We start from the raw sequence: 26,857 nt of genomic DNA on the forward strand, positions 1-26,857 counted from the left end.
CATAATCGGTTAAGCGGACAGCTATCTATAATCGTGTCTGATCGACGGCGTGGGGCTAATAAAACGGGAAAGAGGTGGGATTATGAATGACGATATAATCCTCTATAATACCCCGGAAGGAAATAAGAAAATCGGCGTTTTGTTTCACGACGAAAATTTCTGGCTGACACAGAAAGCGTTGGCTGAACTGTTCAATGTAAAGATACCGGCTATCAGCAAGCATCTAAAAAATATCTTTGTCTCCGGTGAACTGAACGAGGAAGCAGTTGTTTCCATTTTGGAAACAACTGCCGCCGACGGTAAGAACTACAGCACAAAATATTATAATCTTGACGCCATTATCGCCGTAGGATACCGGGTCAGCAGCTATGAGGCCACCCAGTTTCGTATCTGGGCGACCAAAACCCTGAAGGAATTCACCATCAAGGGCACTCAAGGTTGAAGGCCGAGCAGGAATACGACGTATATAGAGAGAGACAGGACCGGGAGTTCGTATCGGACTTCGATCGGGAAATAAAGCGCATTCGAGATGCACAAGAAAGAGACGACAACCTATAGCTAATAGATGGGAAAGAGGGAGAAATATGGCGGAAAAAAAGACGAACGGCGCCAACCTTGGCTTTGAGAATCAGTTGTGGGCCGCTGCCGACAAGCTTCGGGGACATATGGACGCTTCGGAGTATAAACACGTGGTTCTGGGTTTGATCTTTCTCAAATACATCTCCGATGCCTTCCAGAGCAAGTACGCCGAGTTGGAGGCCATGAAGGAAACCGACTACACTGACCCGGAGGACCGGGACGAATACGCGGCGGCCAACATCTTCTGGGTTCCCCAAGAGGCCCGCTGGAAAAGGCTACAGAACAGCGCTAAGCAACCGACCATAGGAAAGGTAGTAGACGACGCTATGGTGGCTATAGAGAAGGAAAACCCGACCCTCAAGGGAGTTCTTCCCAAAGACTACTCACGTCCTTCGCTGGATAAATACCGTCTAGGGGAGCTAATCGACATAATCGGCAAGATAGGGCTTGGAGACGATGAATCCCGATCAAAAGACGTTCTCGGCAGAGTATACGAGTATTTCCTCGGTCGTTTCGCCGCAGCCGAGGGCAAAGGTGGCGGGGAATTTTACACCCCTCGATGTGTGGTTAAACTGCTTGTCGGGATGATAGAGCCCTACAAGGGAAGGGTGTACGACCCGTGCTGTGGCTCCGGCGGCATGTTCGTTCAAAGCGAGCGTTTCGTCGAAGAGCGAGGCGGTCGCCTGGGCGACATCGCCATATACGGTCAGGAATCGTAACTATTCAGTCCCCCTGCTGATTTAGGAGCTAAATCCGCAGGGGGACTGAATAGTTACCTTTTATCTGGTGTGGGGGTCCCGCTTGGTTGAATCAACATATCTTTCGTGTTCTTCCTCATAAAAAAATCGAAAAGCACTTTATCTTTTACCTTCTAAAATCTATGCGCTCCTTGCTTGCTGAAATTGCGAGAAATAAACAGACTACGGGGCTCGGGCACTTTACTGGACGAGATATGAAGCAAATCTTGGTTGTACAGCCACCTGAAGACATTCTTGCTATGTTTAATAATTCTGTGGGGTCTATTTTTGATCGATGGTATGAAAATTTTTTTGAGTCAAAATATCTCGCCTCCCTTCGAGATACCCTGCTTCCCAAGCTTATCTCCGGAGAACTGCGAGTCCCCGATGCGGAGAGGTTTGTCGAAGAGGCCGGGTTATGACCATCGACGTCGTAAGGGGGAAAGACGATGAATAAAACCTCGGAAAACGCCTTAGAGCAGACCACACTGGAATGGTTTTCCTCGTTAGGTTGGAAAACCGCATTCGGGCCGGACATCGGTCCCGATGGTCCAGCCTGTGAGCGCCGGGGTTACGATCAGGTCGTCCTTGTCGGAAGGCTTCAGGCCGCCCTTGAGAACATCAACCCTCACCTCTCCGCCGACGCCGTCGAGGAGGCGGTCAGGAAAATCACTCTAACCGAATCTCCCAGCCTGATCGAGAATAACCGTCGTTTCCATCGTATGCTCACCGATGGGGTGGACGTGTCCTATATGCAGGACGGTATCGAGGTTCACGATAAGGTATGGCTTCTCGATCTCGAGGATCTGGAGGACAACGACTGGCTAGCGGTCGACCAGTTTACCGTCGTCGAGGATCGCAGAAACCGACGGCCCGATGTGGTTATTTTCGTGAATGGCTTGCCTCTTAGCGTCATCGAGCTCAAAAACCCTGCGGACGAGAAGGCCACCATCCGTCATGCCTTCAACCAGCTCCAGACCTATAAAAAGGATATCCCGAGCCTGTTTATCTACAACGAAATGCTTATCATATCCGATGGGTTGGAGGCCCGAAGCGGAACTCTCTCCAGCGGGTGGGACCGGTTCACTCCGTGGCGCACCGTAGACGGCGAAGATGTCGCTCCTCGAGGTTCTCTGGAGCTTCTATCGTCAAAAAAACGGCGGCCTATCACCAGTTTCATGCGGTGAATAAAGCGGTCAAATGCACTCTGTCAGCCTGCGGTATCGATGGTAATCCCAACCTGCTGTACGCTCGCTTCCCGGAACACGACGCCAATAACCCTTTTAAACTGCGTGGGCTCAGGGTATCCTCCGGTTCTGGATCCGCTCATTTCGGCGGTCGCCGTATCGGGGTGATCTGGCATACCCAGGGAAGCGGCAAGAGCCTTTTGATGGCCTTTTTCGCCGGTAAAATCATTCGCCACCCTGACATGGAAAACCCCACGTTGCTGGTGATAACCGACCGGAACGACCTGGACGATCAGCTCTTCGGCACCTTTTCGTCCTGCCGTGACCTTTTGCGGCAGACACCGGCTCAGGCCGAGAGTCGGGAGCATCTTCAGGAGCTTCTTCAGGTTTCCTCCGGTGGGGTTGTCTTTGCCACGATCCAGAAGTTTTTGCCCGGAGGAAAGGGGCAGCGATACCCTGAGCTATCCAGTCGCCGGAATATCGTGGTTATCGCCGACGAGGCTCATCGCAGTCAGTACGACTTCATCGATGGATTTGCACGGCACATGCATGACGCTCTACCTAACGCTTCTTTCATCGGGTTTACCGGCACCCCTATCGAACGAGGTGACCGTAGCACTCCGGCGGTCTTCGGCGACTACATCGATAAATACGACATTTTGAGGGCGGTGGAGGATGGCGCAACCGTACCTATCTTCTATGAGAGCAGGCTCGCGAAGATAGAACTGAGAGAAGAGGAAAAACCGACTATAGATCCGGAGTTTGAGGAGATCACCGAGGGAGAGGAAGAGTCCTACAAACAAAAGCTCCGCACCAAGTGGGCCGCCCTCGAGGCGATGGTAGGGACGGAAAAGCGAATCGCACTTGTCGCTGAGGATTTGGTAGGCCATTTTGATGCCAGGCTTCAGGTTTTGGACGGCAAGGCTATGGTGGTCTGTATGAGTCGCCGAATTTGTGTGGAGATGTACGATGCTATCGTAAAGCTTCGCCCCGATTGGCACAGCGAGGACGACGATAAAGGCGTAGTCAAGATCGTCATGTCCGGTTCCGCATCGGATTGCGCCGAATGGCAGCCCCATATTCGGAGTAAAATTCAGCGCGAGGCTCTGGCAAAGAGATTCAAGGATCCGTGCGATCCTATGAAAGTGGCTATAGTTCGGGATATGTGGCTGACGGGCTTTGACTGCCCCTCCCTGCATACCATGTACGTCGACAAGCCGATGCGAGGGCACGGCCTTATGCAGGCCATAGCACGGGTCAACCGGGTGTTCAAGGATAAACCCGGTGGTCTGATCGTCGACTATATCGGTTTTGTGGAGCAGTTGAAACAAGCCCTGGTCGACTACACCGAAGCGGGCGGGCGAGGTAAGGCGGCCATCGATCAGGAAGAAGCCGTCCGAGTGATGTTGGAGAAATTCGATGTCGTTTCGTCCATGTATTACGGCTTCGACTACACCTCTTTCCTCGGGGCGGAACCGGCAAGGCGTATCGCCGGTATCGCCGCCGCCATGGAGCACGTCCTTCAGCTGGATGACGGCAAAAAACGTTATCTGGCGGAGGTTAGCGCTCTCTCCAAGGCTTTTGCTCTCGCCGTGCCCCATGATGAAGCCCTTAAAATTCGTGACGACGTCGGGTTTTTCCAGGAGGTCCGATCCGGGCTGGCGAAAGCGACGGTGGAGGGCGAAGGAAAGAGCCCGGAGGAGATGGACACCGCTATTCGCCAGTTGATATCTAGGGCTGTTACGTCTAACGAGGTTATCGATATTTTCGATTCCGTCGGGCTGAAAAAACCGGATATCTCGATTCTCTCCGATGATTTCCTTCAGGAGGTTCGGGAACTTCCTCACCGGAATCTGGCTGTGGAGCTGCTTAGAAAACTCCTGAACGACGAGATAAGGGCAAGGTCCCGTAAAAACGTCGTCCAGGGGCGGTCCTTTGCGGAGATGTTGGAGAAGGCCATTCGAAAATATCAGAATCGAGCTATCGAGGCCGCACAGGTGATAGAGGAACTCATCAATTTGGCCAAGGATATGAGAGAGGCCCTGCGTCGTGGCGAAAGTCTGAACATGACCGACGATGAAGTCGCCTTCTACGATGCCCTTGAGGTAAACGACAGTGCAGTGAAGGTTATGGGGGATGACACGTTGAAGGCTATCGCCCATGAGTTGGTCGAGGCGGTTAGACGAAGCGTAAGCATAGACTGGGCTGTCAGAGAAAATGCCCGTGCCCAGATACGGGTTATCGTAAAAAGGATCCTGCGGAAATATAAATATCCGCCGGACAAACAGGAAAAAGCGACCCAGACCGTTCTAGAACAGGCGGAAGTCCTCTGCAAAGAGTGGGCTACTGCATAAGATAGAACTTATGAAGAGCCTTAAGGTGATCTTCCACCGAGCTCTCACGGCGACGGTAACGTTCGATGATCGCAGTCTCGAAGGGCAGTTTACGGAGCTTCGGAACCTTCAGCTGCACCTCACCGGCTTTGGTCTGAAGCTTCCTGCTGTAATAGCCGGCACGGGTGTCCAGACGGTCCGGGGTACGTTCGTAACGACCGGCCTGGCAGATTGCGTCCGCCTCGGCATCCAGCAACGAGTTCAGGGTATCCTCTACGGTTCCCTTTACTATCCGATCCAGATGGGAGCGAATCTCCTGTTCGTCGATCCTTATGATCTTGGAATCACCCTTTGTCTTCCCGGTGTTATCTGTGGTATCGTACATTTGCGGTAGCCCTCCCTCGGGACAATATGTTTTTGGCTTTGTCACCTAAAACATAACCCTTGTGGGGGCTACTGCCAAGTTTTACCTCAAGTAAATGTGCGAAAGATATTGTACGTTATCCAACCATACATCGTGAAGGCTAGGCAGCGCTTTTTTGGGCCCTTTTGAAAGTCTAAGCCGGATCAGGCCGTCCAGCACCGTTGAGATCATTTCTCTGGTATGGTCCATGGCCGGGATCTCCGGCGGCTTTTCCCCCAAGGCCATAGAGCGAAGCACCCCGGGCAGGCTCTCCGCCAGATGTTCCATGGCCCTCTCCCCTTCCTCCGACAGGACGGGGATCCAGATCGCTTCCCAGGTCGAGTCACGCTGGATCAGCGACGGAAGGTAGCTTTCCTGGGCTATGAGGTTTCCCACCAGCCGAAAGAGCCTGAGTCCCCAGTGAAGGGACCGGCCCAGGATGAGCCCAGTTCCCGGAGGAACCTCCAGCGAGTCCCGTTGGAAAAGGTCCTGGAGGTCCTGGGTTTTCAGGGGCAGTACGGAGAGGGAAAATGGAGCCAGAATGGTCTTCTTTCGCCGGTCCGGCTCGTCCCCCAGAAGTGGCGACGATGGAACAGGGACTGACCCTCTTGCTGGAAGCCATAAGGTCCGTTTTACGGCGGTCATTCGTCTAGAGGGCTGAAACAGCTCCCCCTGGACGAGGTGTTTCCGTAGGGTTGGGTCGGGGGATTGAGGTTTTTCCCTGGGTTCCTCTCTCCATAGATAGAAGGTCCGTTCACCGAAAGAAAGGTGGATTGCCCTCATAGAGATCAGCTCCGAACGTCTGGGATGTGGATCAGAGACATTGTAGCATCGGGGCCCAGTGTGAGGGAAAGGTGCGTTGCCAAGGGTCTCGTAGTAGTTACCTGCCCCGGAGTCATAGCACTCCGGGGCCTTTTTCTTTCAGAAACGCCAGGAAACGATCGGCCCATTCGGGGTCGTACTGGGTTCCGGAACAGCGGCGTATCTCCTCAATTGCCTCCTCGTGGGTCATGGACTTTCCGTAGTATTTGTGGGTCATGGCCTCGTAGGAGTCCACCAGGTTCATGATTCTGCTTTCCAGAGGAATACCCTTTCCCGACACGGGGTCTTTCCTGAAGGGATAGCCGGTTCCGTCCCATCTCTGGTGGTGGTGCAGTATGGCGTCGGCCAGGTCCGAGAGGGTGGGGGCGGCTATTGCGATCCGGTAGCCTATCTCAGGGTGGCTTCGAACCTCTTTCCTCTCCTCATCGGTTAGAGGGCCTTTCTTGCCAAGTATCTTCGGGTCCACCCCTACCAGGCCGATATCGTGTATTTCGGCAAGACGGATCATCCTCTTGCGGAAGATCTCGTCCACCTCGTCTATGGTGGGAACGAAGGCCGCCATTATTGAGCGGCACCTTTTCATGTGTCCCACCTTGCGACCCTCTCTGGAGGAAATCATCCTCAGGAAGAAGGTCAGTATGGCGTCCCTGGCGTCGTCCCTCTGGGTTTCCTTCCGTGCGTACATTCTCTCGTCGGCGTCCTTGATTATCTCCTCTATCGATCTTCTCGATGCCTCTCCTGTAGCTATGCCCCAGGCCATTTGAAGAGGAATGTCTCCGTTCGAGTCGGCCTGTTCCAGCCTTGCTTTCAGTTCTGCTCCGATGTCCCTCTTTTCCGAGCTGTTAGGCACAAGCAGGGCAAATTCGTCTCCTCCCAGCCTGGCTACGGTGTCTCCCGGTTGGGATACGTCCTTTAACACCGTTGCGGCCTTGTTTATAAGCTTGTCTCCCCACTCGTGTCCCAGGGCGTCGTTAACCAGCTTTAGTCCGTTGACGTCGCACATCGCCACTGTTATCGGGTCTTGATCTCCACGCCCCAGTCGGGAGACTTCCTCCTCGAAGTACCGTCTGTTGTGGAGCCCCGTCAGTGAATCCCTTACGCTCATCTCCCTGACTTCTTGGATGGATTTGCAAACCTTTTCTTTGAGGTCTTCCACGCTTTTCCAGATTCGCTTTATTTCCAGTGGCATGCCCGATGGGGGGGTGGGGGTCGGAGCGTAGTCTGCCTCCGAGGCCGAGAAGAGTTGCTTTTGCAGTTCGTCTATGGCTTTTGTGATGCTGTGAGACAGAAGCAGGAAGAAAAATATTCCTACTATTGTTGAGGAGATCAGTATCTTGAGGTGTGTTTTAACTATGCGACTTGATCCGGCCTTGATCTCGTCCATGTTTAATGCTGCCCCTATGAAAAGATTCCCGTAGGCAAGGGGCGCTATTTTTAGCATTTGTTTTTTACCGTTTTCCGAGATGTTATCGATCAACAGCCCCTCTTCGTTTTTTACCTCATCTGGGGAAAAACAAGGGGTTGCCTCCGAAAAATTCTCTCCTAAGGGTATTCCGTTATGGTCGAAGAGCCGGAAATACCCTCCTTTTCCGAAGCTGTGATTTTGTATCAAATTTATAAGATTGGAGAGTCTTACGGAGCCCAGTATGACTCCTTCGAATGCTCCGTCTATGATTAGGGGAACGGAGAATCCGATGAATTGAACCGCTTTTTTGTCTTTGGCCTGGATGACCGAGGTTATATGGGGAACTCCTTCCTTTCCCAGAGTGAAGTATTTCCGGTCCAATACGTTGAATTGTCTCTCGGAGATATCTCCGACCTCGCTGTCCAAGACGGGGTTGCCGTTTCTATCGATATAGAGCAGTCTGGCCAGATCAGTTCTGCCGTGTGCCATGGCATGGAGATCTTGCGCCATGGCATGGAGGTCGAGAGATTGGACGGAGTGGAGTTTCGATACGGCCTTTATGTCCTCCATTATGCTCAGGTCGAACCAGCGGGCGATATAGTTCGTCTGGAGGTCCAGAGCGTTGTCCAAAGTCGTTAGGGCCAGGTCGGTCTCTCTGTCGCTTTCGTTTCTTACGAAGATTAAAATCGGCAAGGCAGTCACCAATATGAGGATGGCCAATATCGCTACGAAGGTGCTTCTTGCGCTTTTGGATGCGATGAACATAGGATCCCTCCTGAGAGCTCCTTTTTTCTCTGAAAATAGATTTTTCTCAGTTTATTTTATACCTATTACTCTCTTGGAACCACGATGTCGGAGGGATAGGAACCCAGCACCCTCATGGATAAACAGGATTTTCTCATGGCTTCCAGGGCGTCGGATATCTCCGGATCGGAGGAGTTGCCCATCATGTCCAGAAAGAACAGGTATTCGAAGGGGTTGCCCTGCATGGGGCGGGACTGTATGGCAGTCAGGTTAACCCCTGCCGTACGGAGAGGGTCCAGCGCTCCCAGGAGGGATCCCGGTCTGTGAGGTACGGAGAAGAGTATGGAGGTTTTATCCCCCTCGGATCTGGTTGAACCCTTGGGGCCTACTACCCAGAACCTGGTCCTGTTGTGGGATCTGTCCTGTATGTCCCTGGCAAGTATATTTATTCGGTTTGCCTCCGCCGCCTTGGCGCTGCACACCGCTGCCGTTCCCGGTTCGGAAGAGGCTATGGCGGCTCCGTGGCTGGTGGTACCCACCGGTTCCTTTTTCGCTCCCGGTAGCTTTTCCTCCAGCCAGAGTCTGCACTGGGCCAGGGCCTGGGGGTGGGAGACCACCCGTTTTATCTCCGAGAGAGGCGAGGTCGAGGCAAGGACGTGTCTTATAGGAAGGCTAACCTCCTGTATCACAGTCATTTCCGGTCCTGTCTCGGAGAATCCGTCCAGGGTCGCGTAGACGGTCCCCTCCACGGTGTTCTCCACCGGCACGAGCCCGAGAGAGGCCCTGCTGGTCTCGACGGCCCTGAACACCTCTCTGGGACCGGTCACGAACAGGGGGTCGATCGAGGATCCCAGGGCTCTTTCCATGGCCTGTTGGGAATAGGACCCCTCGGGGCCCATACAGGCCACGGTAGGTCTGACCTGGACCGATCGACAGAGGGATATTATCTCTTTGTGTATGGTGGACAGGGATTCTCGATCCAGGTCGGGGTTCATCTCGCTGAAACGGCGTATGATCCGTTCCTCCCTGACCGGGTCGTAGATAGGGCCGTCTCCCTTGGCTCTACCTATCTCTTTTGCAGTCTCCACCCGTCTCGCCAGCAGCTTTGCGATGTCTTTGTCCAGCTCGTCTATGGTCGTTCTGAGTTCTTTCAGTCTGTCGTTCAACTCGATCACCTGTTCTTTCCGGAGTTTTCAGCACCTACGAGATCTACTTATCGATCTCGCCGGAGCTCTTCAAAGCCCATCGGGCCGTCATAGGGCCTATGAATTCGTGTATTACCGTGCAGCCTATGATGACGTTTATCAGAGTGTCCGCGAAGGGGGCCATCTCGGGGATCCTCTTGAGGGTCAACGCCAGACCGATCACTATGCCGCCCAGGGGGATTAGCCCTCCTATCACGTATCGGCAGGTTCTACCGTCCACCCCTGTGAGGTCGCCCCCTCCGTAGATTCCCGCCGCCTTGCCCAGCACCCTTAAGAGCACGACCGCCGGAATGAAGGCCAGGGAAGACAGAAGCGACGGCATGTCGAGGGTCATTCCGCTCACGCAGAAGAAGATGAGGAACACCGGCTCCTCCAGAGTGGACTGTACGAAGTCGAAGATCTCGTCGGAGCGATCGTTGGCGTTAACCACCCAGATTCCCATGACCATGGTGGCCAGAAGCTCGTCGGCCTTCAGCGCCTCCGCGACGCCGAAGCAGGCCATAAGCCCTCCTACGAGCACTATGGTGAGCCCTCCGCCTCCCTCGCCGTCCAGGGCCTTGGAGCTCATTCGATCGACCATTATGCCGAAGACGCATCCCACGGCAGCGGAGAGGACGATCGTCCAGACCGGAGAGAGCAGCACCGAGAAGAGGGAAAGTTCTCCTCCTCCCATTATCGTTCTGGCCAGAGCCAGAGCCAGACCGAAGTTTATTATGCCGAAACCGTCGTCGAAGGCGGATACGCCCAATATGGTCGAGGTAACAGGTCCCTTCGCTCCATACTGGTGGGCTACCGCTATCGTCGCCGCCGGGTCGGTAGGGGAGACCAATCCTCCCATCAAAATGGAGAAGGCCAGCACCGCCGGGGTTCCGGAGATGCCGAAATGGGATCCTAAGAGCACGCAAAAGGGGATCATACCGAGTATCACCGCCAGAAAGGCCCCTTCGGCCTCCAGAATCGTCATTGCCACGATGCTTTTGCCGAGGGAGCGTATTTTATCTATAGCCAGGGATCCCCCGATCTCGAAGGTTATGACGCACAGTAGCACGTTTACCATCGTGTTCGTTCCCGCTATGGCACTTTGGGGAACCAGGCCGAAGACGGTGGGGTTCAGTATCAATCCTGCGGCGAGATAGCCAGTTATCTTGGGAAGCCCGGCCTTCACCGCCAGGTGTCCCAGAAAATAGCCGAAGAAGATCACCAGTCCCATGCCGAGCAAGGGATCCTGCATAAAGGGAAAGTTCATATAGCCATCCTCCGTTTTAGTGGTTTTGCCGACCATTCTACATCATGGAAGGACGATGGTGACGATCGGACCTTCAGGGTGTAGGATATCGGAGTATCTTTATCAACAAGAGAGGGGTCTTTATCTTGAAGTTCGATACAGCGGCTGTCGTAAGCTATTCTCCCACCGGGACGACCACAAGAGTTATGAAGGAGATCGTGGAGGGTATGGGATCGAAGCTTTCCTTTTTGGATGCTACATTGCCGGAGGCGAGAGAGACGGCCATCCTTCCCGAGGGAGACGTTCTGTTGGTAGGGATGCCTGTCTATTCCGGCAGGATCGCCAAAGAGGGACGGGCTTTGCTGGAGAAACTCCGGGGAGACGGACGGCCCGCCGTAGCCGTGGTGGTCTACGGCAATAGGCACTACGACGATGCGCTGTTGGAGCTTGGGGATCTCCTGAAGGAGAAGGAGTTCAAGGTGGTTGTCGGAGCGGCCTTCATCGGCGAGCATTCCTTCGCCGACGAAAAGTATCCTACAGCCATAGGCAGGCCGGACGGCTACGACATGCCTGTGATACGGTCTTTCGGGGCCAAGATGGCCAAGATGCTTGGCGCTGTCGATTCGGTCTCCGAGCTGCCCGAGGCGGATCTGCCTGGGAAGAGGCCCTACAAAGTTCCCTCCACCATGCCGGAGGGGTCTCCCGTAACCGATGTAGAGATGTGCGTTCACTGTGGAAAATGCGCCGCGGTATGTCCCGTAGGGGCGGTGGATTCGAAGGATCCCAACGTAACCGACGGCGTGGCCTGCACTTTCTGCTGCGCCTGCGTGAAGGCCTGTCCTACCGGTGCTAGGGTGCTGAAGCTGGAGCCCGTGGCCTCTTTGGGAAAGAAGATGTGGGACAACTTCTCCTCCCGTCGGGAGCCCGAGTTTTTTCTGCCGATGTCCCTGGATGCAAAGCGGTGAGGGATTCTTGAATGACGAGTTTAACCGTCGTAGCCTTTCTTATTTTAATCGTGGCTATCACCATGACTATGGTAGGCAAGGGTGGAGGTAATTTTTATGTCGTGATTTTGGCTATCGCAGGTATCCATATGGGCATCTCTAAAAACTCCCCTAACTGGCAGGGAGAAAAACCCCTGTTTAGGCTGGGATGTTAAAATACCGGTTGTAACCAAAAATTCTCGAGAAGGGATGGGATCCCCTTGAAACAGCGGAGCCTCTTTGCGGAAGAAATAGCCTACGATAGCCTTGAAAAGGTGAACGATCCACTGGTACGAATAGAGAAAGCGGTGGACTGGTCCATCTTCGAGCAGCCGTTGAAGGACTTCCGCGAAGGGCTCAGACAGAAGGATTCTCTGGGAGGAAGAAAGCCCTTCCCTCCTCTTCTCATGTTCAAGATCCTGGTGCTTCAGGCACTGTACAACCTGTCGGACGACGCAATGGAGTTTCAGGTAAGGGACAGGCTTTCCTTCAGACGTTTTCTCGGCCTCTCCCTGGAAGCCAAAGTCCCTGATGCCAAGACTATATGGCTTTTTCGGGAGCAGCTGACCAAGGCGGAACTGATGAAGCCTCTGTTCGATCTTTTTGACGGTCACATCCGTAAAAGCGGCTTCGAGGCAAAAAAAGGGCAGATAGTGGATGCCTCCATAGTGAAGGTCCCGATCCAGAGGAACAAACGGGATGAAAACCGCAAGATCAAGGATGGAGAACCACCGGAAGACTGGCCCGACAACAAGAGATCTCAAAAAGACACCGATGCCAGGTGGACGAAGAAAAACGGCAAAAGCTCCTTCGGCTACAAGAACCACATAGAGATCGACTCTCAGAACAAGATCATCCGTAAATACAGCGTAACCGAGGCATCGGTCCACGACAGCAATGTATTCGAGGAACTCATCGATCCCAGTAACAGCAGCAAAGACGTCTATGCCGACTCAGCTTATAGAAGCCATGAGAAAATCTCTTGGCTTGAGGAACAAGGCTACAGACCGAAGATCCAACGAAAAGGATACAGAGGCAAACCCATCACGTGGTGGGAAAAACAGGGTAACAGAACAAGATCCAAAGTCCGAAGCCGAGTGGAGCACGTCTTTGGAGCCCAAACCATGAAGGCCGGCAACCTGATAGTTCGAACTATCGGGAAAGCCAGAGCTTCAACCGCTATAGGACTGAGAAACCTGGCCTATAACATCGTTCGATTCTCGTTCCTGATGATGAAGTCAGGGGCGATATCTGCCGTGCCCAAATGACGGTAAAAGCCGAGTTGTTCAGGTCACCGGAGCGACAATAGAGAATCATCTTAACGCTGATTTAGCCTAATTTGTCGCTGTTTCTGGTCTGTGGCTTTTTTGTCTGCTCAGACCGCTAAATATGGGGTTGCTAGAGGTGCCCATATGCATGAAGCTGCGACGACGGCCCAGTTTATCCTATTTTTCGCGTCGATGGCTGCGATGATCGTGTTCCAAAAAAATAAATCGGTCTCGTGGGTGTTAGCCGTTTTAGTAGGTGTCGTTACCGCACTTTCCGCTCTTGGAGGAGGATACTTTTCACATCTATTCAGCGGTTTTACATTGAAAATAGTGTTTTCTTTGCTGTTGATGATCGCCGGAATCGTCATGCTTCTCCCCGTTGCCGAGCGTCGAGCCTCCACCGAGGTCAGACGTTTGGGGGTTATTCGTATTCGATCTGGGGCGGGGTTGGAAACGTATAACGTGAATATGTGGATCGCACTGCCTGTAGCCATTTTGACCGGTTTCGGATCCGGAATGGTCGGTGTGTCAGGTGGCTCTTTTCTGGTCCCTCTGATGGTTTTTGCCTGTGGGGTCCCTATGCACACAGCGGTAGGGACTGCGTCTATCTTAATAGCGATAACTGCTTTTATGGGTTTTGCCGGCCATGCTGCTCAAGGTGATTTTAACGCATCTTGGGCCATCCCTCTGGCGGTAGTCACCGCTTTTGGGGGGATTCTTGGCGGAAGAATGGCATTGAGTGCGAAGCCTAAACATCTTAAAAAGCTTTTTGCCTACACGAATTGGCTTGCCGCTTTGTTCATGATCGTCAATGCGCTTCACACGAGAGGATTTATATAGTTTTGATCGAACCAGCAGAGGGTGTATAATTTACGTAATATTCTAAGGGGGAGGCGATACGTTTGCAGTTAAAACCGTTGTCGTTTATCGCTGTTTTTCTCACGTTCCTGCTGGTTTTGGTCGGTTCGGCTTTCGGCTGTACCAGGGTGACCTACGTCGGTCCGGAGGACACGATCATAACCGGTCGTACTATGGATTGGGGGAGCGATATAGGGAGTAACCTTTGGGTTTTTCCTCGCGGTATGGAGAGAGACGGCGCTGCCGGACCGAACTCAGTCAAGTGGAGTTCTCTCTACGGCAGCGTGGTGGCCTCCGCCTTCGACGCCGCTACTGTTGATGGAATGAACGAAAAAGGCTTGGTGGTTAATTTGCTTTATCTGGTGGAGTCGCAGTATCCCAAGCCGAAAAAGGGCGACCCCAGGTCTCCTATCTCGATAGCCGCCTGGGCTCAGTATGTTCTGGATAGGTTCGCCACGGTGAAAGAGGCGGTGAAGGCTCTGAGCCAGGAACCTTTTTACGTGGTTCCCACCATGACCCCGGACGGACATACCGGACACGCCCATCTTGCCATATCGGATCTTTCCGGCGACTCGGCCATTTTCGAGTATCTGGAGGGGAAGCTCGTGATCCACCACGGCAAAGAGTATCAGGTCATGACCAACTCGCCTTCCTTCGATAAACAGTTGGCACTCTGCGCCTACTGGCAGGAGATCGGCGGCTTGACCATGCTTCCCGGGACCAATCGCGCATCCGATCGATTCGTCAGGGCCGCCTTCTACATCGATGCCATACCCAAAACGTCAGACATAAGGACCGCTTTGGCGGGGGTGCTCGGGGTTATCAGAAACGCGTCGGTACCTTTGGGAATATCCACCCCCGACAAGCCCAACATCTCCTCGACTTTGTGGCGTACTCTGGCGGATCATAAAAACAGAAGGTACTACTTCGACGGGGTGCTCAGCCCGAGCCTGTTCTGGGTTGACCTGGATAAGTTGGACTTGGCGGAGGGGGCTCCGGTCCTTCATCTGCCCCTGAAGGACGTCGCACTGGGAGGCGAGGCCTCCGGTAATTTTGAAACTTCGACGCCCTTCGAGTTTTTAGAAGCGCAGCCATGATAAATATGCGGGAATCTCGATCTTATGTCGAGATTCCCGTTTTTTTCTTGAAATACTTAAGCTCCGATCTTTTCCTCTGACGTTCCTCTTGTTCCGTTTACTTCGAGTTCTCTGTCGTCTAAATCCCGATCATGTTTTTTACGTCCTGTGCCGGAGGGGTTCCGAAAAGTCGTTTGTACTCCCGGCTGAACTGTGAGGGACTTTCGTATCCCACCTGAAACGCCGCCGTCGCTGCGTCCAGACGTTCGGTAAGCATCAACCGTCTCGCCTCGTTCAGCCGGAGCCTCTTCTGGAACTGGAGAGGGCTCATGGCCGTTACGGATCGAAAATGGTGATGAAAGGTGGATTGGCTCATGCCCGATCGAGAGGCCAGTTCGTCCATCTTGATCTGATCCGCGAAGTTTCTCCTTAGCCACTCTATCGTGCTGGCTATGCTGTGGCTGTGGTTTCCCGCCGTGACTATCCGTCTCAATTTGGGGCCCTGTTCACCGACAAGAAGCCGGTAGAATATCTCCCGTTTGATCATCAGGCCCAGCACCGGTAGATCCTCCGGTGATTTAAGCAAGTTCACCAATCGAAGAAAAGCCTCCAGCATGTTCGGAGTTGCCTCGCTGGCCTCAAGTACCTGGGCTACTACCGGAAGATCCACCGAGGTTATCAAAAAATATCTGTCGTCGTATATATAGCTTTCCTCTCCCAGAAAGATCCGCTTTCTCCCCTGGGCTATCAGGCATATGCTGGAGTCCATCGTATAGCTCAACGGCTCGGTAGGGGAGTTCCCCCTTATGAGAACCAGTCCTGCGATCTCCGTTTCCAGTCGAGGCCGTGTCCTGGTTCGCCTGTCGATCTCCATGGCTAAAGCCCTCTGTATAGTATCTATCCGATCATCGCAAGATCTCGCCGTATCGCTCATCCTTATTTTGTCCTCCCGTTTTCCCGAGTTCTTTCCGTCAAGATGGAACGCTCCGACCGAGAAATCAAGCTTTTCTCCGCCTTATCGCAGGATCAGGCAAGGAACGGACAGTATCTGTATATCGCCTATCTTTACCCCGGGTGTATAAATCCTTTTTAGAGATGAGACGGATATCACGACGGATCGCCGTTTTGGGCATGGCATATCGTGAGACAGTAGAGGCTTTTAATAGTAAATGGAGGTAGACGCAGATAAGGAGGGCCTGAATATGAACGAGATAGAGGATCTGTTTCCCAGAGGCGGGGAGAACGCCGCTTACGCCAAGTATTTTCTCGGAAAGAGTTATCTGAACATGCTTTCACTGGAGGGCGTGGTCATAGGGAACGTAACCTTCGAGCCCGGTTGCCGCAATAACTGGCACGTCCATCACGCCAAGTCCGGTGGAGGACAGATACTGCTGTGTACCGCCGGTTATGGCTGGTATCAGGAGTGGGGAAAGCCCGCCAGAAAGCTGGCGCCCGGCGACGTGGTGAACATACCGGCAGGCGTCAAGCACTGGCACGGAGCAGCCAAGGACAGCTGGTTCGCCCATGTAGCGGTCGAGGTGCCGGGGGAGGACTGTTCCAACGAATGGCTGGAGATCGTGGACGACGAGCAGTACGAAAAACTGGCCTAAAGGGAGGTACGGCAATATGGGCAAGGTGACCGCGGGAAAAGAAATGCTGGGGGATTTCGCCCCTCAGTTTGCGGGATTCAACGACGACGTGCTTTTCGGAGAGGTGTGGTCCAGGGAGGACAAGCTGGCCCCCAGGGAGAGGAGCATCGTCACCGTGTCGGCTCTTCTGTCCAGCGGAATTTTGGACAGTTCCCTCAAGTTTCACATCCAGAAGGCGAAGGACAATGGTGTGACGAAAGAGGAGATGGTTAAGGATATGGGCCGATACGATGTTGTCCTTATAGGGTTCCCTATCTGGTGGTATGTAGCGCCGAGGATAATACAGACCTTTTTGGAGAGCTACGATTTTTCCGGTAAGAAAATCTCGCTTTTCGCGACCTCCGGGATGAGCGGGATGGGAGATACGCAGGAGATTCTTCGTTTGTCCTGTCCCGGTGCGGCCACTTGGGGTGCCGGAAGAAGATTTAGTGAGTCTGCCTCGGAGAGCGAGATCAATCGATGGGTAGGCAAGTCGAGTTTCTAAACAAAGGGGGGGATTGCGATGAATAAAATGGCGTTTGTTTTAGTAGAGCTTTTGATGGTGTTTAGCCTTGCGACTTGCGGCAGCGCCTCGTCGTCCAGCCCTTCAACGTCGGAAAACCCTGCCACCGTAGACTCCGCCGCCTCCGGTCTGAGAGAGAGCGGCGAGCTCTTGAGAAAAGCCGCAGGAAACGGAAACTGGCTGGAGGGAAGACGTTTCTCCTCCGGGGTGAAAGAAGAAGAGATCCAGCCCTGGATTGAAGGATTGGGCTTGTAGAAAGATTGCTTTGCGAGGTGTTTCGCTATGATTTTTGAAGAGACTTACAGTTTATCCAACGGAGTGAAGATACCCAAACTGGGGTTGGGAACCTGGTTTATCCCCGACGATCAGGCCGCGGAGGCAGTCAGGCAGGCCGTCGAGCTGGGATATCGCCACATGGACACGGCTCAGGCCTACGAGAACGAGGCAGGTGTAGCAGCTGGTGTGAAGAGCTGCGGGATAGAGAGGGAGAAGCTCTTCGTCACCAGCAAGGTGGCCGCCGAGCATAAGACCTATGAGACCGCGGCTTCGTCCATCGACGAGACCCTTTCCAGGATGGGGTTGGATTATCTGGACATGATGATAATACACAGTCCTCAGCCTTGGAACGAGTTTCGAGACGAAAAACGGTATTACGAGGAGAACAAGGCCGTCTGGCGGGCTTTGGAGGACGGCTATCGAGCCGGCAAGCTGAAGGCTATCGGAGTCTCCAACTTCCTCGTCGACGATCTGGAGAGCCTGCTGGCGGATTGCACCGTGAAGCCCATGGTCAATCAGATATTGGCCCACATCGGCAATACCCCCGAGGAACTGATGGCTTTCTGTGAAAAGAACGATATTTTGGTGGAGGCCTACGCTCCTATCGCTCACGGGGTTGCGCTTTGGAACCGGGAGCTGGTGGCGATAGCGGAAAAATACGGTATCACCGTTCCCCAGCTTTGCATCAAATACGTGTTGCAGCTGGGCACTTTCGCTCTTCCCAAGACGGCGACCCCAGCTCACATGGTGGACAACGCCAAGCTGGATTTTACCGTCACCGACGAGGATATAGGAATCCTGAAGAGGCTCTCCGACATGAAAGATTACGGAGAGTTCAGCTTCTTCCCTGTGTTCAGCGGCAAGTAACGACCTAGAATTTACCTGACGAACCTGGATTTATTCATCCAGCTAGTATTTCGAGGTTAAGGGAACGGTCGGAGGAGGTCCTCGGCTCTTGGCGGATCGGAGATTTCCTCCTTTTTGTGGACCGATAACCCTATCCCTTAACGTCTAACGTCGGCTACTAGGGCTATTTCCCCTTGATCGGTAAGGTAACCACCATCTTGGTTCCCCTCCTGCCTTCCCCGTCCTCAATGGATATCCTTCCTCCGTGGTAGTCCGTTACGTTCTTGGCTATGGCCAGGCCGAGGCCGCTTCCCATGGCCCTCTCCCCGTGATATCTGTAGAAACGGCGGAAGACCCTCTCCCTCTCCTGGTTTGGGATGCCCGGCCCCTCATCCTCTATCTCCAGGATAAGTGTCTGGCCTTCGCCTCTGACCTTCACCGTAACGGAGCTTTCTCGAGGCGAGTATTTGAGGGAGTTGTCGATCAGGCTGGATATCATCGTCTTGAGCCCGTATCGGTTTCCCCTCACTGTCACAGGTCTTATGGGTTCCAAGAGACGAAGGGATATGCGTTTCATCTCGAATGACGGCCCGTATTCCGAGAGCACCGCCCTCAAGACGTGCATGATGTCTACGTCTTCGGTCTCCTTGCCTAAGGTCTCCTCCGTCCTGGAGATGGACAGGAGCTGATTGACCATGGCCGTCGCCCGGCCGATGCCCTTTTTCATCTTTTTAAGCATGCGTCCCATCTCGGCCTCTTCAGGGACCTCCAATGTGTTCTGGATCTGCAGGTCCACGGCTGTGAGAGGGGTCCTCAGCTCGTGGGCGGCGTCGGCGATGAAGCGCTTCTGTCTCCTGATGGAGTCATCCAGTCTGGCCAGAAGGGCGTTCAGCTCCACGACCAGGGGCATGATCTCCTCCGGCACCTCCGTCTCGTTCACCGGATCCAGCCTGGACGCCTTTCTACTGCGTATGCTGTCGCAGAGCTCTTTCAGAGGCTTGAAGCTTTTGTTCACTACCAGATATATCCATAAGGCCAGCACCGCCGCCAGGGATAGCAGGGATCCGGCGGTTTCCATGGCGATCATGATCACCGTCTGCCGTCGCTTGGAGATGGGCTGTGAGACCTGGATGTCCCTGCCCTTTCGGGACAGGACGTAGACCCTCCAGCCTTCCCCTTCTCCTGAGACGTGGGAGAATCCGGTCTTACCCACGGCCTCGACCTCGGCGGAAGGGTCTGTGCTGTAGATCAGTCGGCCTGATTTATCCCTGATCTGTATGACCGACGATATGGTCTCCTCCTCGAACCCGCTGGATGTGTCCAATTCCTTCGGTCGACCGTTAAGATGGGCGGCCAGGGCCGTCTGTTCCATCTGATAGTCCATGATCTCGTAGATCTCCTCCCTTATGGCCAGGAAGAGAATCACCATGACCGCCGAGGAGCACAGTACGGTGCCGAGCACGAGTCCCCATAGGAGGGACCTCTTTATGGATTTCATCGTTTTTTATCCATGAGGTATCCGAATCCACGAACGTTCTTTACGATGTCCGTCCCCAGCTTTTCCCTCAGGTTGTGTATGTGCACCTGTATGGCGTTGCTCTCCACGTCCTTTTCCCATCCGTAGAGGGAGGCCTCCAGTCTTTCTCTGGACAGGACGATCCCTACGTTCTCCACGAAGGTCGTCAGCAGCACGTACTCGCTGTGGGAGAGGCGGACCTCCCGGCCGTCCTTTGACACCCTTTTCGTAGCCGGGTCTATCTCCAGATCTGCGATCCGTATCGTCGGTGAGCTATCCCCTCTGACCCGTCTGGCGAGAGCCCTTATCCTGGCGGAAAGCTCCTCCAGCTCGAAGGGCTTGACCATGTAATCGTCGGCCCCGTTGTCCAGTCCGTTTATTCGGTTCGGCACTGTGTCCCAGGCCGTGAGTATGATGACGGGGAGCCTGTTCCCCCCGTCCCTCATCTTCTGAAGCAGCTCCAGCCCCGATCCGTCGGGAAGGCCCAGGTCCAGGATCATCATGGAGAAGTTCTCCAGGTCCAGGGCCGTTGCAGCCGACTCCATGTCCCGGACCCAGTCGACGGTGTAGCCTCTTCTGGAGAGTCCCTCCTGTATCTCCTCCCCTATCATGCCGTCGTCCTCTACGATCAGGATTCGAATTTTCATCACCCCTCATGAGTCGGAGGGCATCGTCTCCTTAAAGGCGATTCCCTTCATCAGAAAATAGAACGCTATCGTGTAGCACGCACCGGATACGACCTGGGAGAGCGTCCCATTTAGCCCAATCAATCTGACGGCGGCGATCAGCACCGCCAGGTTTAAGGCGTAGGCTGCGGCGAAGGAGCCCAGAAACAGGACGATCTCTCTTCCCAGATTGCCTCGGCTTCTGAAGTTCCCGTATTTGTTCAGTATAAAGGATACCGCCAGTCCAATCCCGTATCCTGCTCCGTTCCCGATCACGTAGTCGACGTCGAAGAAGTCCGTTAGAAGAAATATCACCGAGAAGCAGATCGCCGTGTTTGTCACCCCGATGATGCAGTATCTCAGAAAGTGGGTTCCCCTCAACGCCATGATCTCATAGCCGTTCCCCGAATAGGGGACGATTTTGTCACGATCGGGGGCAGCATGCGGTAACGATGGAATATGAGTACCAGATCCGTCAGTGACCTCAGCTTGCCCGCTAAATCCATCTTCGATCCCGGTATCTCCCTCCACGATCTGAGGGGAACCTCGCAGATCAATTTCTTCGTTCTCTCCCTGCCGTAAAGTCGGAGCACCCTGGCAAAGATCTCAACGTCGAATCCCCATGAACTGATGAATGGATCCTGGAAGATTCTTTCCGCTAGGGACCTTTCGAACAGTTTTGCCCCGCACTGGGTTTCCCTAAAGCCCAGCCCTAGCACCAGGGATGCGAGAGCCGCGAAGACTCGGCCCTCAAGGTCTCTGAGGACGCTTCTCTCAATGGACGCCCCCATTCGCCTGATTCTGGATCCGCTGGCGACCGCGAATGAATCGTTTTCCCTCAGGATGTGGCGGAAGGAATCTATCTCGTCCAGCGGGGTAGCCAGATCGGCGTCCCAGAACCCCACATATCTTGCCGTTGCCGTGCGTTTCAAGGTGAAGTTTATGCCGGAACGGACTGCCTCGGCCTTTCCCGAGTTCCTATTAAGGTGCAAAGCCGTCGTCTGACGGGGAAAACCCGAGCGCATCGGTTCCAGCCTCGCCCATGTGTTGTCCTGGCTGCCGTCGTCCACGAAGCAGAATCCGGTGTCCTCGTGGGACCTGAGGTATTTCCGGAAGGCGTCCAGGTTCAGACGTCGTCCTTCGTTGAAGCATGGGACTATTATCCAGGTTCCTATTCCGTTTTTCATCTTATATCGCTCCCCCTTGAGAGTCGAGCGTCGGGCCTTTCGGAGAATCGCCGGTTGGACAAAAGGACCTTCCCCACAGGCATTTGCAGCGAATAGACCGAAGGGGCCAGGAGGGACCTGAGCTTGGACAGATCGTCGCATTCGGCCACTAGAAAGACCTTTTTTTGTTTTCGCCACAGAGCCCGGAGTCCTTCGTCGTCTAAGAACCACGACCTGTCCTTTTCATGGGCATCACCGAAATCCATATCCTGAGAGTGGGATGTGAGGACGACCCTCTGGCCGAGATAGAACGGCAGTCCCTGGTCGAACCCGCCGTATTGAACTACCGAGTCTCCCTGCGATCTGTAGCGGCCGATGAATTCGGCCACGGTCCTGGAACTGTGGTTCGAGGCGTACACTGAGCCCAGCCCCACGGAACAGACGCCGTTGAGAAGCCCCACTATGCCTAGGACCACGACGACCTTCTCCATGTTCCCCGGCGGATTCGACAAGTAGACCACGGCCAGGGACCCTCCCCAGAGGATTAATGCATCGGGAAAGGACCATCTGGCGATGCTCCAGAAGGGGTACTCTCCGTAGAAGAACGGGAGCGCTGCCAGGGCTATGCCATAGACCAGAAGGAGCGACACGGTGAAGATGGTTGCAAGAGAGTTCTTCCCCTCGTGGTTCTCTCGGATGCGCGAGTCTATTTCCCTGCCGATGACGACCGAGAGGGGCGGAAAGGCTGGTAGGATATAAGGAATGAGCTTCGACCCGGAGAGAGAGAAGAACAGAACTGTGAAGGCCGCCCAGATCCACATAAAAGCCTCTCCTTTCCTTTCCTTCAGAGATTCTATGACCTTTCCCGCGTCGAAAAGGGAGAGCATGGACCGTAGAAGGAAACCGGTCCAGGGGAGAAGGCCGATCAGCACGATTGGCAGAAAGAACCAGATCGGTTCGTATCTGTTGTCCGCCGTGGTCAGGTAGCGGATAAAATGCTGCCTGATAAAGAAGTAGTCGAAGAAATCGGGATTCCTTTCGCATACGGCTAAAAACCACGGCAGGGAGATAGCCAGCGACGCTCCGGACCACCTCAGGGAAAACATGCGGCCGAGCGCCCGTCGGTCGACTGTGACGATAGCCCAGATCACAGCCGTACCGACAGGAATCACTACGCCTATAAGGCCCTTCGCAAGTATGCCGGCAGCCATGCTGACGTAAAAGGCGGGAAGCCATCGTCGGTTCCCTCTTTGAACCATGTAGAATCCAGCCATAGACGCGGTGACGCAGGACGTCAGGACCATGTCGGTTATGACCACGTGTGCCAAGGCGAAGAATAGAAGCGAGGAGCCCAGCACGATGGACGATATGTAGCCGGTCCTTTTCCCCCAGGTCGCCGAGGCCACTAGATACACGAGCCATATCGTGATGATTCCGCATATTGCCGGACCGAGACGTGCCGCCAGCTCGTTTTGGCCGAAAAGGCGGAACAGCATGGCGGTCAGCCAATAGGAGAGAGGCGGCTTGTCGAAGAATTTCGTGAAGTTGAGGTGAGGCGTCACGAAGTCGCCTGTAGCCAGCATCTCCCTGGCTACCTCGGCGTATCGTCCCTCGTCGGGATCCAGCAGTCCGTTCCAGTTCAAGGTTAGAAAGTAGACCACCGGGATACACAGCAGGGTCGTGATCAGGATCTTCGCGATCCTCTTTTCTCTTGCATCGTCGATCATATTGTCCTCCAGATTTTATTTGTCCGTTCTCTTTTGGCATCTGCCTCGGGGCGGTGGCCCCGTTAGAGGAAAACTATAGGACGAAAAACTTAAGAGAACCTTATGGGCTAGATCGGTGGTCTCTCTACAGGTGCCTTTTCCCCCGTCTGGCTAATTTGCCCCTTGACATTTCCCGATAACCCCGTAAAATGCATCGACAATACAGCACGATAAAATTATCCGACGACGAAAGGAGGGATACCCGTGACGGAACGAGCTAAGAACCAGCCGATAGTCTCCATCTCCATCGATAGTTCTTACTCCTATAGCTTTACCGACGGCCAGTGGCGCTATTACGCCAGTGGTCTCAGCTCGCATGGAAATCCGTCATCGGGACCTGCTGCCGTCGGGTAGACCCTCCACAGGAGGGATATCGCAATAAAGGTAGCCTTAAAGGGCCGGAATCCGGATTTTTCATCCGGGCTCCGGCCTTTTTTTATTCGATTTTTTTAATTATCTGACGGGAGGTCACGAATATGATAGTCGTCCAAATGAACGAACGGAGTTCAAGTCTAGATATAGCCAGGGTCTGCGACCATCAGGAGCGCAGGGGAATGCAGATAAGGGTGGTGCCGGGACGCAGGGGTAGCACCATAGTCTGCGAGGGACATTCCGAGACTGACCTGGAGCTTAAAAAACTTCCCTCCGTGAAGGCGGTTTCGCGGACGAACTGTCCCTACCCTCTGGCGAGCCTGGAGGTGTCGGGGCCTCAGGGCCCGGTCGAGGTAGGTCGAGGGCTCTCCATCGGCGGAGGTTCCGTGGCGGTCATGGCAGGGCCATGTTCGGTGGAGAGCCGGGAGCAGCTTCTCGAGACGGCCAGGGGAGTGGCGTCCTCCGGGGCCTCTGTGCTCAGGGGAGGGGCCTTCAAGCCCCGGTCGAACCCCTATTCCTTCCAGGGACTGGGCAGCCAGGGAATAGACCTCCTCCTGGAGGCCAGGGAGGATACCGGGCTTCCCATAGTCACGGAGGTCATGTCGCCGGAGGACGTTGAGTGGCTGGCCCCTCAGGTGGACATCCTCCAGGTGGGAACCAGGAGCATGCAGAACTTCCCCTTGCTCAAGGCGTTGGGACGGGTGGACACTCCGGTACTCCTCAAGAGAGGGATGGCCTCCACCGTGGACGAATGGCTTCAGGCGGCGGAGTACATACTGGCCGGAGGAAACTCCCGGGTGATCCTGTGCGAGAGGGGAATAAGAAGCTTCGACAAGAGCACCAGAAACACTCTGGATCTGAGCATAGTACCTCTGGTCAAATCCCTGACCCATCTTCCCGTGGTGGTGGACCCGAGCCACGCCACCGGCAAGAGGCACCTGGTGGCTCCCATGAGCTTGGCGGCCCTGGCGGCAGGAGCTGACGGCCTCATAGTGGAGGTTCACTCTCGGCCTGAGGAGGCCCTCTGCGACGGCCCCCAGTCGCTGGACCTTCCTGCCTTCGACGGGCTGATGAACCGGATCTCCCGACTTATGGATGCTTTGGAACCGGAGGAATCAGAATGGGGCTTGAAGGTCGCCATGTAGGGATCGTCGGACTGGGGCTTATGGGGGGCTCCCTAGCCGGGAGGCTAACGTCCTGGGGACGGTGCGCCTCGGTTGCCGCCTGGGATCGAGACCCCTCAGCCCTGGACCTGGGGGAATCAATGGGGCTCTTCACCTACAGAGCCCCCTCGTTGGAGAGGCTGACGGCAAGGTCTCAGGTCCTTGTTCTGGCGGTTCCGGTGGAGCTCATGGTTCCCGTCTCTCTTTCGGCGGTTCCCTTCGGCGACGGACTGGAGGCGGTGATGGACCTCTCCAGCGTGAGGGGATACCTTCACCGGACCCTCGGGCGTATATGGGGCAAAAGGCATCTGGGCTTTCACCCAATGGCCGGCAAGGAGACCGGAGGGGTGGAAAACGCCTCGCCGGACCTCGTAGAGGGGGCCACGATCGCCCTCGTTTCGGGATCCGACGTCGAAGAGAAGGCGGTGTCCCTGGCGGAGGAGATGGCGGCGATCCTCGGGGCTTCGACCCTATGCATGGATCCGGACGAACACGACGAGACGGTTGCCTGGATTAGCCATCTTCCCATGGTTCTGGCTTCGGCACTGGCTCTCGGAGCTGGAGAGGCAATGGAGAGGCTTCCCGGGATCTCGAAGATGGCTGCGGGAGGCTTCAGGGACACCTCCCGGGTGGCGTCCGGACCTTCCTGGCTGACGGCCTCGGTCCTGGAACACAACGAAAAACTGGTGCCGGCTATTCGCCGGACCGTGAAGATTCTGGAGGCCTTTATCGACGCATCTCCCGAGGAAGCTCTTCGAGGGGCGGCTCGAGCGGCCCGATACAGGGAAGCCGTTTTGGCTGGCCCGTCTAAGGAGGAAAAGAGATGACTAGATCCATAAACGGCAGAATTGAGGTGCCTGGAGATAAATCAATCTCCCACAGGGTAGGTATCCTCGGAGCTCTGTCCAGCCGGGGAATAGAGGTTACCAACTTCTCTTCCGGAGCGGACTGCGCCAGCACTCTGGACTGCGTGGAGAAGCTTGGCTGCTCGGTTGAGCGACATGGAGACAGGGTTAAGGTCGCCAGAGGAGAGGGCATAGCCGAGGCGTCCCGTACGCTGGACGCCGGGAACTCCGGCACCACGGCCAGATTGCTCTGCGGACTGTTGGCCGGGGTGCCAGGTACCTTCTCGGTGCTTACCGGAGACGACAGTCTGCAGCGCCGTCCCATGAGCAGAATCGTAGATCCCCTCAGGGTTCTGGGGGCCAGAATAGACGGCCGAGACGGAGGCAAGAGGCTTCCCCTCTCCATAAGGGGAACCAGACTGACCGGAGGCCAGTACGTTCTGCCGATGGCGAGCGCCCAAGTCAAGAGCGCCCTGTTGCTGGCGGGACTCTCAGCCCAGGGCAGCGTGACGGTCGTGGAGCCCCTGCCGACCAGGGACCATACGGAGATAATGCTGGAGCATCTGGGGGTTCCCATAAGGAGGGACGGGGACTCGGTCACGGTATATCCTTTCGACGACCTTCCCGGAGGATCCTGGAGGGTACCGGGAGACTTCTCCTCAGCGGCCTTCTGGATCGTAGCGGCTGCGATATGCTCCGACTCGTCGGTCCGGCTCTCCGGAGTGGGATTGAACCCCACCAGGACAGGGCTGTTGGAGGTCCTTAGGTCCATGGGGCTGGACTGCTCTGTGGAGAACGAGAGCGCCCAAGGAGGCGAGCCGGTCGGGGACCTGATCGTCAGAAGCTCCTCCCTTCGTTCCGTATCGGTAGGGTCCGACATGGTTCCGTCCATGGTCGACGAGCTGCCATTGCTGGCAGTGGCAGCCACACAGGCGGAGGGAACCACCGAGATAAGAGGGGCGGGAGAGCTCAGGGTAAAGGAGTGCGACCGCATCGCCGCAGTGGCCGAGGGATTGAGGGCTATGGGAGCGGATATAACCGAGCACGACGATGGCTGGACCATCCCGGGATCCCAGAAGCTCCGTGGTGCCAGGGTGGACAGCAGAGGGGACCACCGTATAGCCATGGCCATGGCGGTGGCTGGACTGGCGGCTGACGGGCCTGTGGAGATACTTGGCTCCGACTGCGTCTCCATCTCCTACCCCGAGTTCTTCTCTCAGCTGGAGGAACTCTCCGACGACCTCGTTCCGACGAGAGGCTGACCGG

The 26,857-nt window shown here is 55.0% G+C and carries 28 protein-coding genes and 1 pseudogene; 18 read left to right on the forward strand and 11 right to left on the reverse strand.

Translation table 11 applies throughout. The features are described from left to right. The first annotated feature begins 82 nt into the window (after window positions 1-82). From DPEP_RS05235 to DPEP_RS05250, 5 genes are all read left to right on the forward strand, one after another. The gene (locus DPEP_RS05235; protein WP_005660217.1) at window positions 83-442 is read left to right on the forward strand and encodes a virulence RhuM family protein; all 360 of its coding nucleotides are present in this window, start codon (window positions 83-85) and stop codon (window positions 440-442) included. A gap of 142 nt (window positions 443-584) precedes the next feature. Continuing rightward, a complete protein-coding gene (locus DPEP_RS05240; RefSeq protein WP_005660218.1) occupies window positions 585-1,298 on the forward strand; it encodes a type I restriction-modification system subunit M in 714 nt (237 codons plus the stop codon). Window positions 1,299-1,384: 86 nt separating this feature from the next. Beyond that, window positions 1,385-1,738 carry a restriction endonuclease subunit S domain-containing protein gene (locus DPEP_RS05245; protein WP_050771302.1) on the forward strand — a complete coding sequence of 118 codons (354 nt, stop codon included), beginning with the start codon at window positions 1,385-1,387 and terminating at the stop codon, window positions 1,736-1,738. A gap of 27 nt (window positions 1,739-1,765) precedes the next feature. Further along, the gene (locus DPEP_RS13395) at window positions 1,766-2,503 is read left to right on the forward strand and encodes a type I restriction endonuclease (RefSeq protein ID WP_005660219.1); all 738 of its coding nucleotides are present in this window, start codon (window positions 1,766-1,768) and stop codon (window positions 2,501-2,503) included. Next, on the forward strand, window positions 2,500-4,857 hold the full coding sequence (locus tag DPEP_RS05250) for a type I restriction endonuclease subunit R (RefSeq protein WP_005660220.1): 2,358 nt from the start codon (window positions 2,500-2,502) through the stop codon (window positions 4,855-4,857). The genes DPEP_RS13395 and DPEP_RS05250 overlap by 4 nt, the downstream gene beginning before the upstream one ends. 10 nt (window positions 4,858-4,867) lie before the next feature. Here DPEP_RS05250 and DPEP_RS05255 read toward each other — a convergent pair. From DPEP_RS05255 to DPEP_RS05275, 5 genes and pseudogenes are all read right to left on the reverse strand, one after another. After that, a pseudogene (locus DPEP_RS05255) lies at window positions 4,868-5,221 on the reverse strand (transposase); the annotation flags it as partial. An 81-nt stretch (window positions 5,222-5,302) separates the two neighbouring features. Next, on the reverse strand, window positions 5,303-5,884 hold the full coding sequence (locus DPEP_RS05260) for a hypothetical protein (RefSeq protein ID WP_198003041.1): 582 nt from the start codon (window positions 5,882-5,884) through the stop codon (window positions 5,303-5,305). Between the two features lie 250 nt (window positions 5,885-6,134). Further along, the gene (locus DPEP_RS12760; RefSeq protein ID WP_005660224.1) at window positions 6,135-8,231 is read right to left on the reverse strand and encodes a diguanylate cyclase domain-containing protein; all 2,097 of its coding nucleotides are present in this window, start codon (window positions 8,229-8,231) and stop codon (window positions 6,135-6,137) included. Between the two features lie 65 nt (window positions 8,232-8,296). Beyond that, window positions 8,297-9,385, reverse strand: a complete 1,089-nt coding sequence (gene pheA / locus DPEP_RS05270; protein ID WP_241760463.1) for a prephenate dehydratase — start codon at window positions 9,383-9,385, stop codon at window positions 8,297-8,299. Window positions 9,386-9,419: 34 nt separating this feature from the next. Then, the gene (locus DPEP_RS05275) at window positions 9,420-10,661 is read right to left on the reverse strand and encodes a cation:proton antiporter (RefSeq protein WP_005660227.1); all 1,242 of its coding nucleotides are present in this window, start codon (window positions 10,659-10,661) and stop codon (window positions 9,420-9,422) included. Between the two features lie 125 nt (window positions 10,662-10,786). On the opposite strand from DPEP_RS05275, the gene DPEP_RS05280 reads away from it, so the two are divergent. From DPEP_RS05280 to DPEP_RS05300, 5 genes are all read left to right on the forward strand, one after another. Then, window positions 10,787-11,605, forward strand: a complete 819-nt coding sequence (locus DPEP_RS05280) for a 4Fe-4S binding protein (RefSeq protein ID WP_005660229.1) — start codon at window positions 10,787-10,789, stop codon at window positions 11,603-11,605. A gap of 11 nt (window positions 11,606-11,616) precedes the next feature. Next, window positions 11,617-11,799 carry a hypothetical protein gene (locus DPEP_RS13400; RefSeq protein WP_005660230.1) on the forward strand — a complete coding sequence of 61 codons (183 nt, stop codon included), beginning with the start codon at window positions 11,617-11,619 and terminating at the stop codon, window positions 11,797-11,799. 45 nt (window positions 11,800-11,844) lie between these two features. After that, a complete protein-coding gene (locus DPEP_RS05290; protein ID WP_005658687.1) occupies window positions 11,845-12,891 on the forward strand; it encodes an IS5 family transposase in 1,047 nt (348 codons plus the stop codon). 144 nt (window positions 12,892-13,035) lie between these two features. Continuing rightward, a complete protein-coding gene (locus DPEP_RS05295) occupies window positions 13,036-13,731 on the forward strand; it encodes a sulfite exporter TauE/SafE family protein (RefSeq protein WP_005660232.1) in 696 nt (231 codons plus the stop codon). Window positions 13,732-13,793: 62 nt separating this feature from the next. Next, complete coding sequence (locus DPEP_RS05300) at window positions 13,794-14,846, forward strand: linear amide C-N hydrolase (RefSeq protein ID WP_005660234.1); 1,053 nt, start codon at window positions 13,794-13,796, stop codon at window positions 14,844-14,846. Between the two features lie 118 nt (window positions 14,847-14,964). Here DPEP_RS05300 and DPEP_RS05305 read toward each other — a convergent pair whose 3' ends face one another. Next, a complete protein-coding gene (locus tag DPEP_RS05305) occupies window positions 14,965-15,759 on the reverse strand; it encodes an AraC family transcriptional regulator (RefSeq protein ID WP_005660235.1) in 795 nt (264 codons plus the stop codon). A gap of 268 nt (window positions 15,760-16,027) precedes the next feature. On the opposite strand from DPEP_RS05305, the gene DPEP_RS05310 reads away from it, so the two are divergent. The 4 genes from DPEP_RS05310 (at window position 16,028) to DPEP_RS05330 (ending at window position 18,119) form a co-directional block, all read left to right on the forward strand. Continuing rightward, on the forward strand, window positions 16,028-16,435 hold the full coding sequence (locus tag DPEP_RS05310; RefSeq protein ID WP_005660237.1) for a cupin domain-containing protein: 408 nt from the start codon (window positions 16,028-16,030) through the stop codon (window positions 16,433-16,435). 16 nt (window positions 16,436-16,451) lie between these two features. After that, window positions 16,452-16,958, forward strand: coding sequence for a flavodoxin (locus DPEP_RS13550; RefSeq protein WP_005660238.1), 507 nt, complete (start codon window positions 16,452-16,454; stop codon window positions 16,956-16,958). A gap of 18 nt (window positions 16,959-16,976) precedes the next feature. Next, entirely contained in the window at window positions 16,977-17,231 is a 255-nt protein-coding gene (locus DPEP_RS05325; RefSeq protein WP_005660240.1) for an NADPH-dependent FMN reductase family protein, read from the forward strand. 63 nt (window positions 17,232-17,294) lie between these two features. Beyond that, window positions 17,295-18,119, forward strand: a complete 825-nt coding sequence (locus DPEP_RS05330; RefSeq protein ID WP_198003042.1) for an aldo/keto reductase — start codon at window positions 17,295-17,297, stop codon at window positions 18,117-18,119. Between the two features lie 163 nt (window positions 18,120-18,282). Here the strand turns inward: DPEP_RS05330 and DPEP_RS05335 are convergent, their stop codons facing one another. The 5 genes from DPEP_RS05335 to DPEP_RS12765 are packed head-to-tail and all read right to left on the reverse strand — an operon-like array spanning window position 18,283 to window position 23,172. Beyond that, a complete protein-coding gene (locus DPEP_RS05335; protein ID WP_005660244.1) occupies window positions 18,283-19,596 on the reverse strand; it encodes a sensor histidine kinase in 1,314 nt (437 codons plus the stop codon). Then, window positions 19,593-20,261: a response regulator gene (locus tag DPEP_RS05340; protein ID WP_005660247.1), complete on the reverse strand. Its 669-nt coding sequence runs from the start codon at window positions 20,259-20,261 to the stop codon at window positions 19,593-19,595. Before DPEP_RS05340 ends, DPEP_RS05335 begins: the two co-directional genes overlap by 4 nt. Before the next feature lie 6 nt (window positions 20,262-20,267). Then, window positions 20,268-20,666 carry a GtrA family protein gene (locus tag DPEP_RS05345; protein ID WP_083797534.1) on the reverse strand — a complete coding sequence of 133 codons (399 nt, stop codon included), beginning with the start codon at window positions 20,664-20,666 and terminating at the stop codon, window positions 20,268-20,270. Continuing rightward, window positions 20,657-21,466 (reverse strand): glycosyltransferase, encoded by an 810-nt coding sequence (locus tag DPEP_RS05350; protein WP_005660251.1) that lies wholly within the window; start codon window positions 21,464-21,466, stop codon window positions 20,657-20,659. Before DPEP_RS05350 ends, DPEP_RS05345 begins: the two co-directional genes overlap by 10 nt. Beyond that, the gene (locus DPEP_RS12765) at window positions 21,463-23,172 is read right to left on the reverse strand and encodes a glycosyltransferase family 39 protein (protein ID WP_005660253.1); all 1,710 of its coding nucleotides are present in this window, start codon (window positions 23,170-23,172) and stop codon (window positions 21,463-21,465) included. Before DPEP_RS12765 ends, DPEP_RS05350 begins: the two co-directional genes overlap by 4 nt. Before the next feature lie 243 nt (window positions 23,173-23,415). Between DPEP_RS12765 and DPEP_RS13245 the strand changes: the two genes are divergently transcribed. From DPEP_RS13245 to aroA, 4 genes are all read left to right on the forward strand, one after another. Further along, window positions 23,416-23,565 carry a hypothetical protein gene (locus DPEP_RS13245; RefSeq protein WP_156775076.1) on the forward strand — a complete coding sequence of 50 codons (150 nt, stop codon included), beginning with the start codon at window positions 23,416-23,418 and terminating at the stop codon, window positions 23,563-23,565. A 122-nt stretch (window positions 23,566-23,687) separates the two neighbouring features. Beyond that, window positions 23,688-24,728 carry a 3-deoxy-7-phosphoheptulonate synthase gene (aroF, locus tag DPEP_RS05360; RefSeq protein WP_005660255.1) on the forward strand — a complete coding sequence of 347 codons (1,041 nt, stop codon included), beginning with the start codon at window positions 23,688-23,690 and terminating at the stop codon, window positions 24,726-24,728. Continuing rightward, entirely contained in the window at window positions 24,704-25,573 is an 870-nt protein-coding gene (locus DPEP_RS05365) for a prephenate dehydrogenase (protein ID WP_005660257.1), read from the forward strand. Before aroF ends, DPEP_RS05365 begins: the two co-directional genes overlap by 25 nt. Then, a complete protein-coding gene (gene aroA, locus DPEP_RS05370) occupies window positions 25,570-26,853 on the forward strand; it encodes a 3-phosphoshikimate 1-carboxyvinyltransferase (protein WP_005660259.1) in 1,284 nt (427 codons plus the stop codon). The genes DPEP_RS05365 and aroA overlap by 4 nt, the downstream gene beginning before the upstream one ends. Window positions 26,854-26,857 lie beyond the last annotated feature (4 nt).

Origin of the sequence: Dethiosulfovibrio peptidovorans DSM 11002 (assembly GCF_000172975.1) — a bacterium.
GTDB classification, from domain to species: Bacteria; Synergistota; Synergistia; order Synergistales; family Dethiosulfovibrionaceae; genus Dethiosulfovibrio; species Dethiosulfovibrio peptidovorans.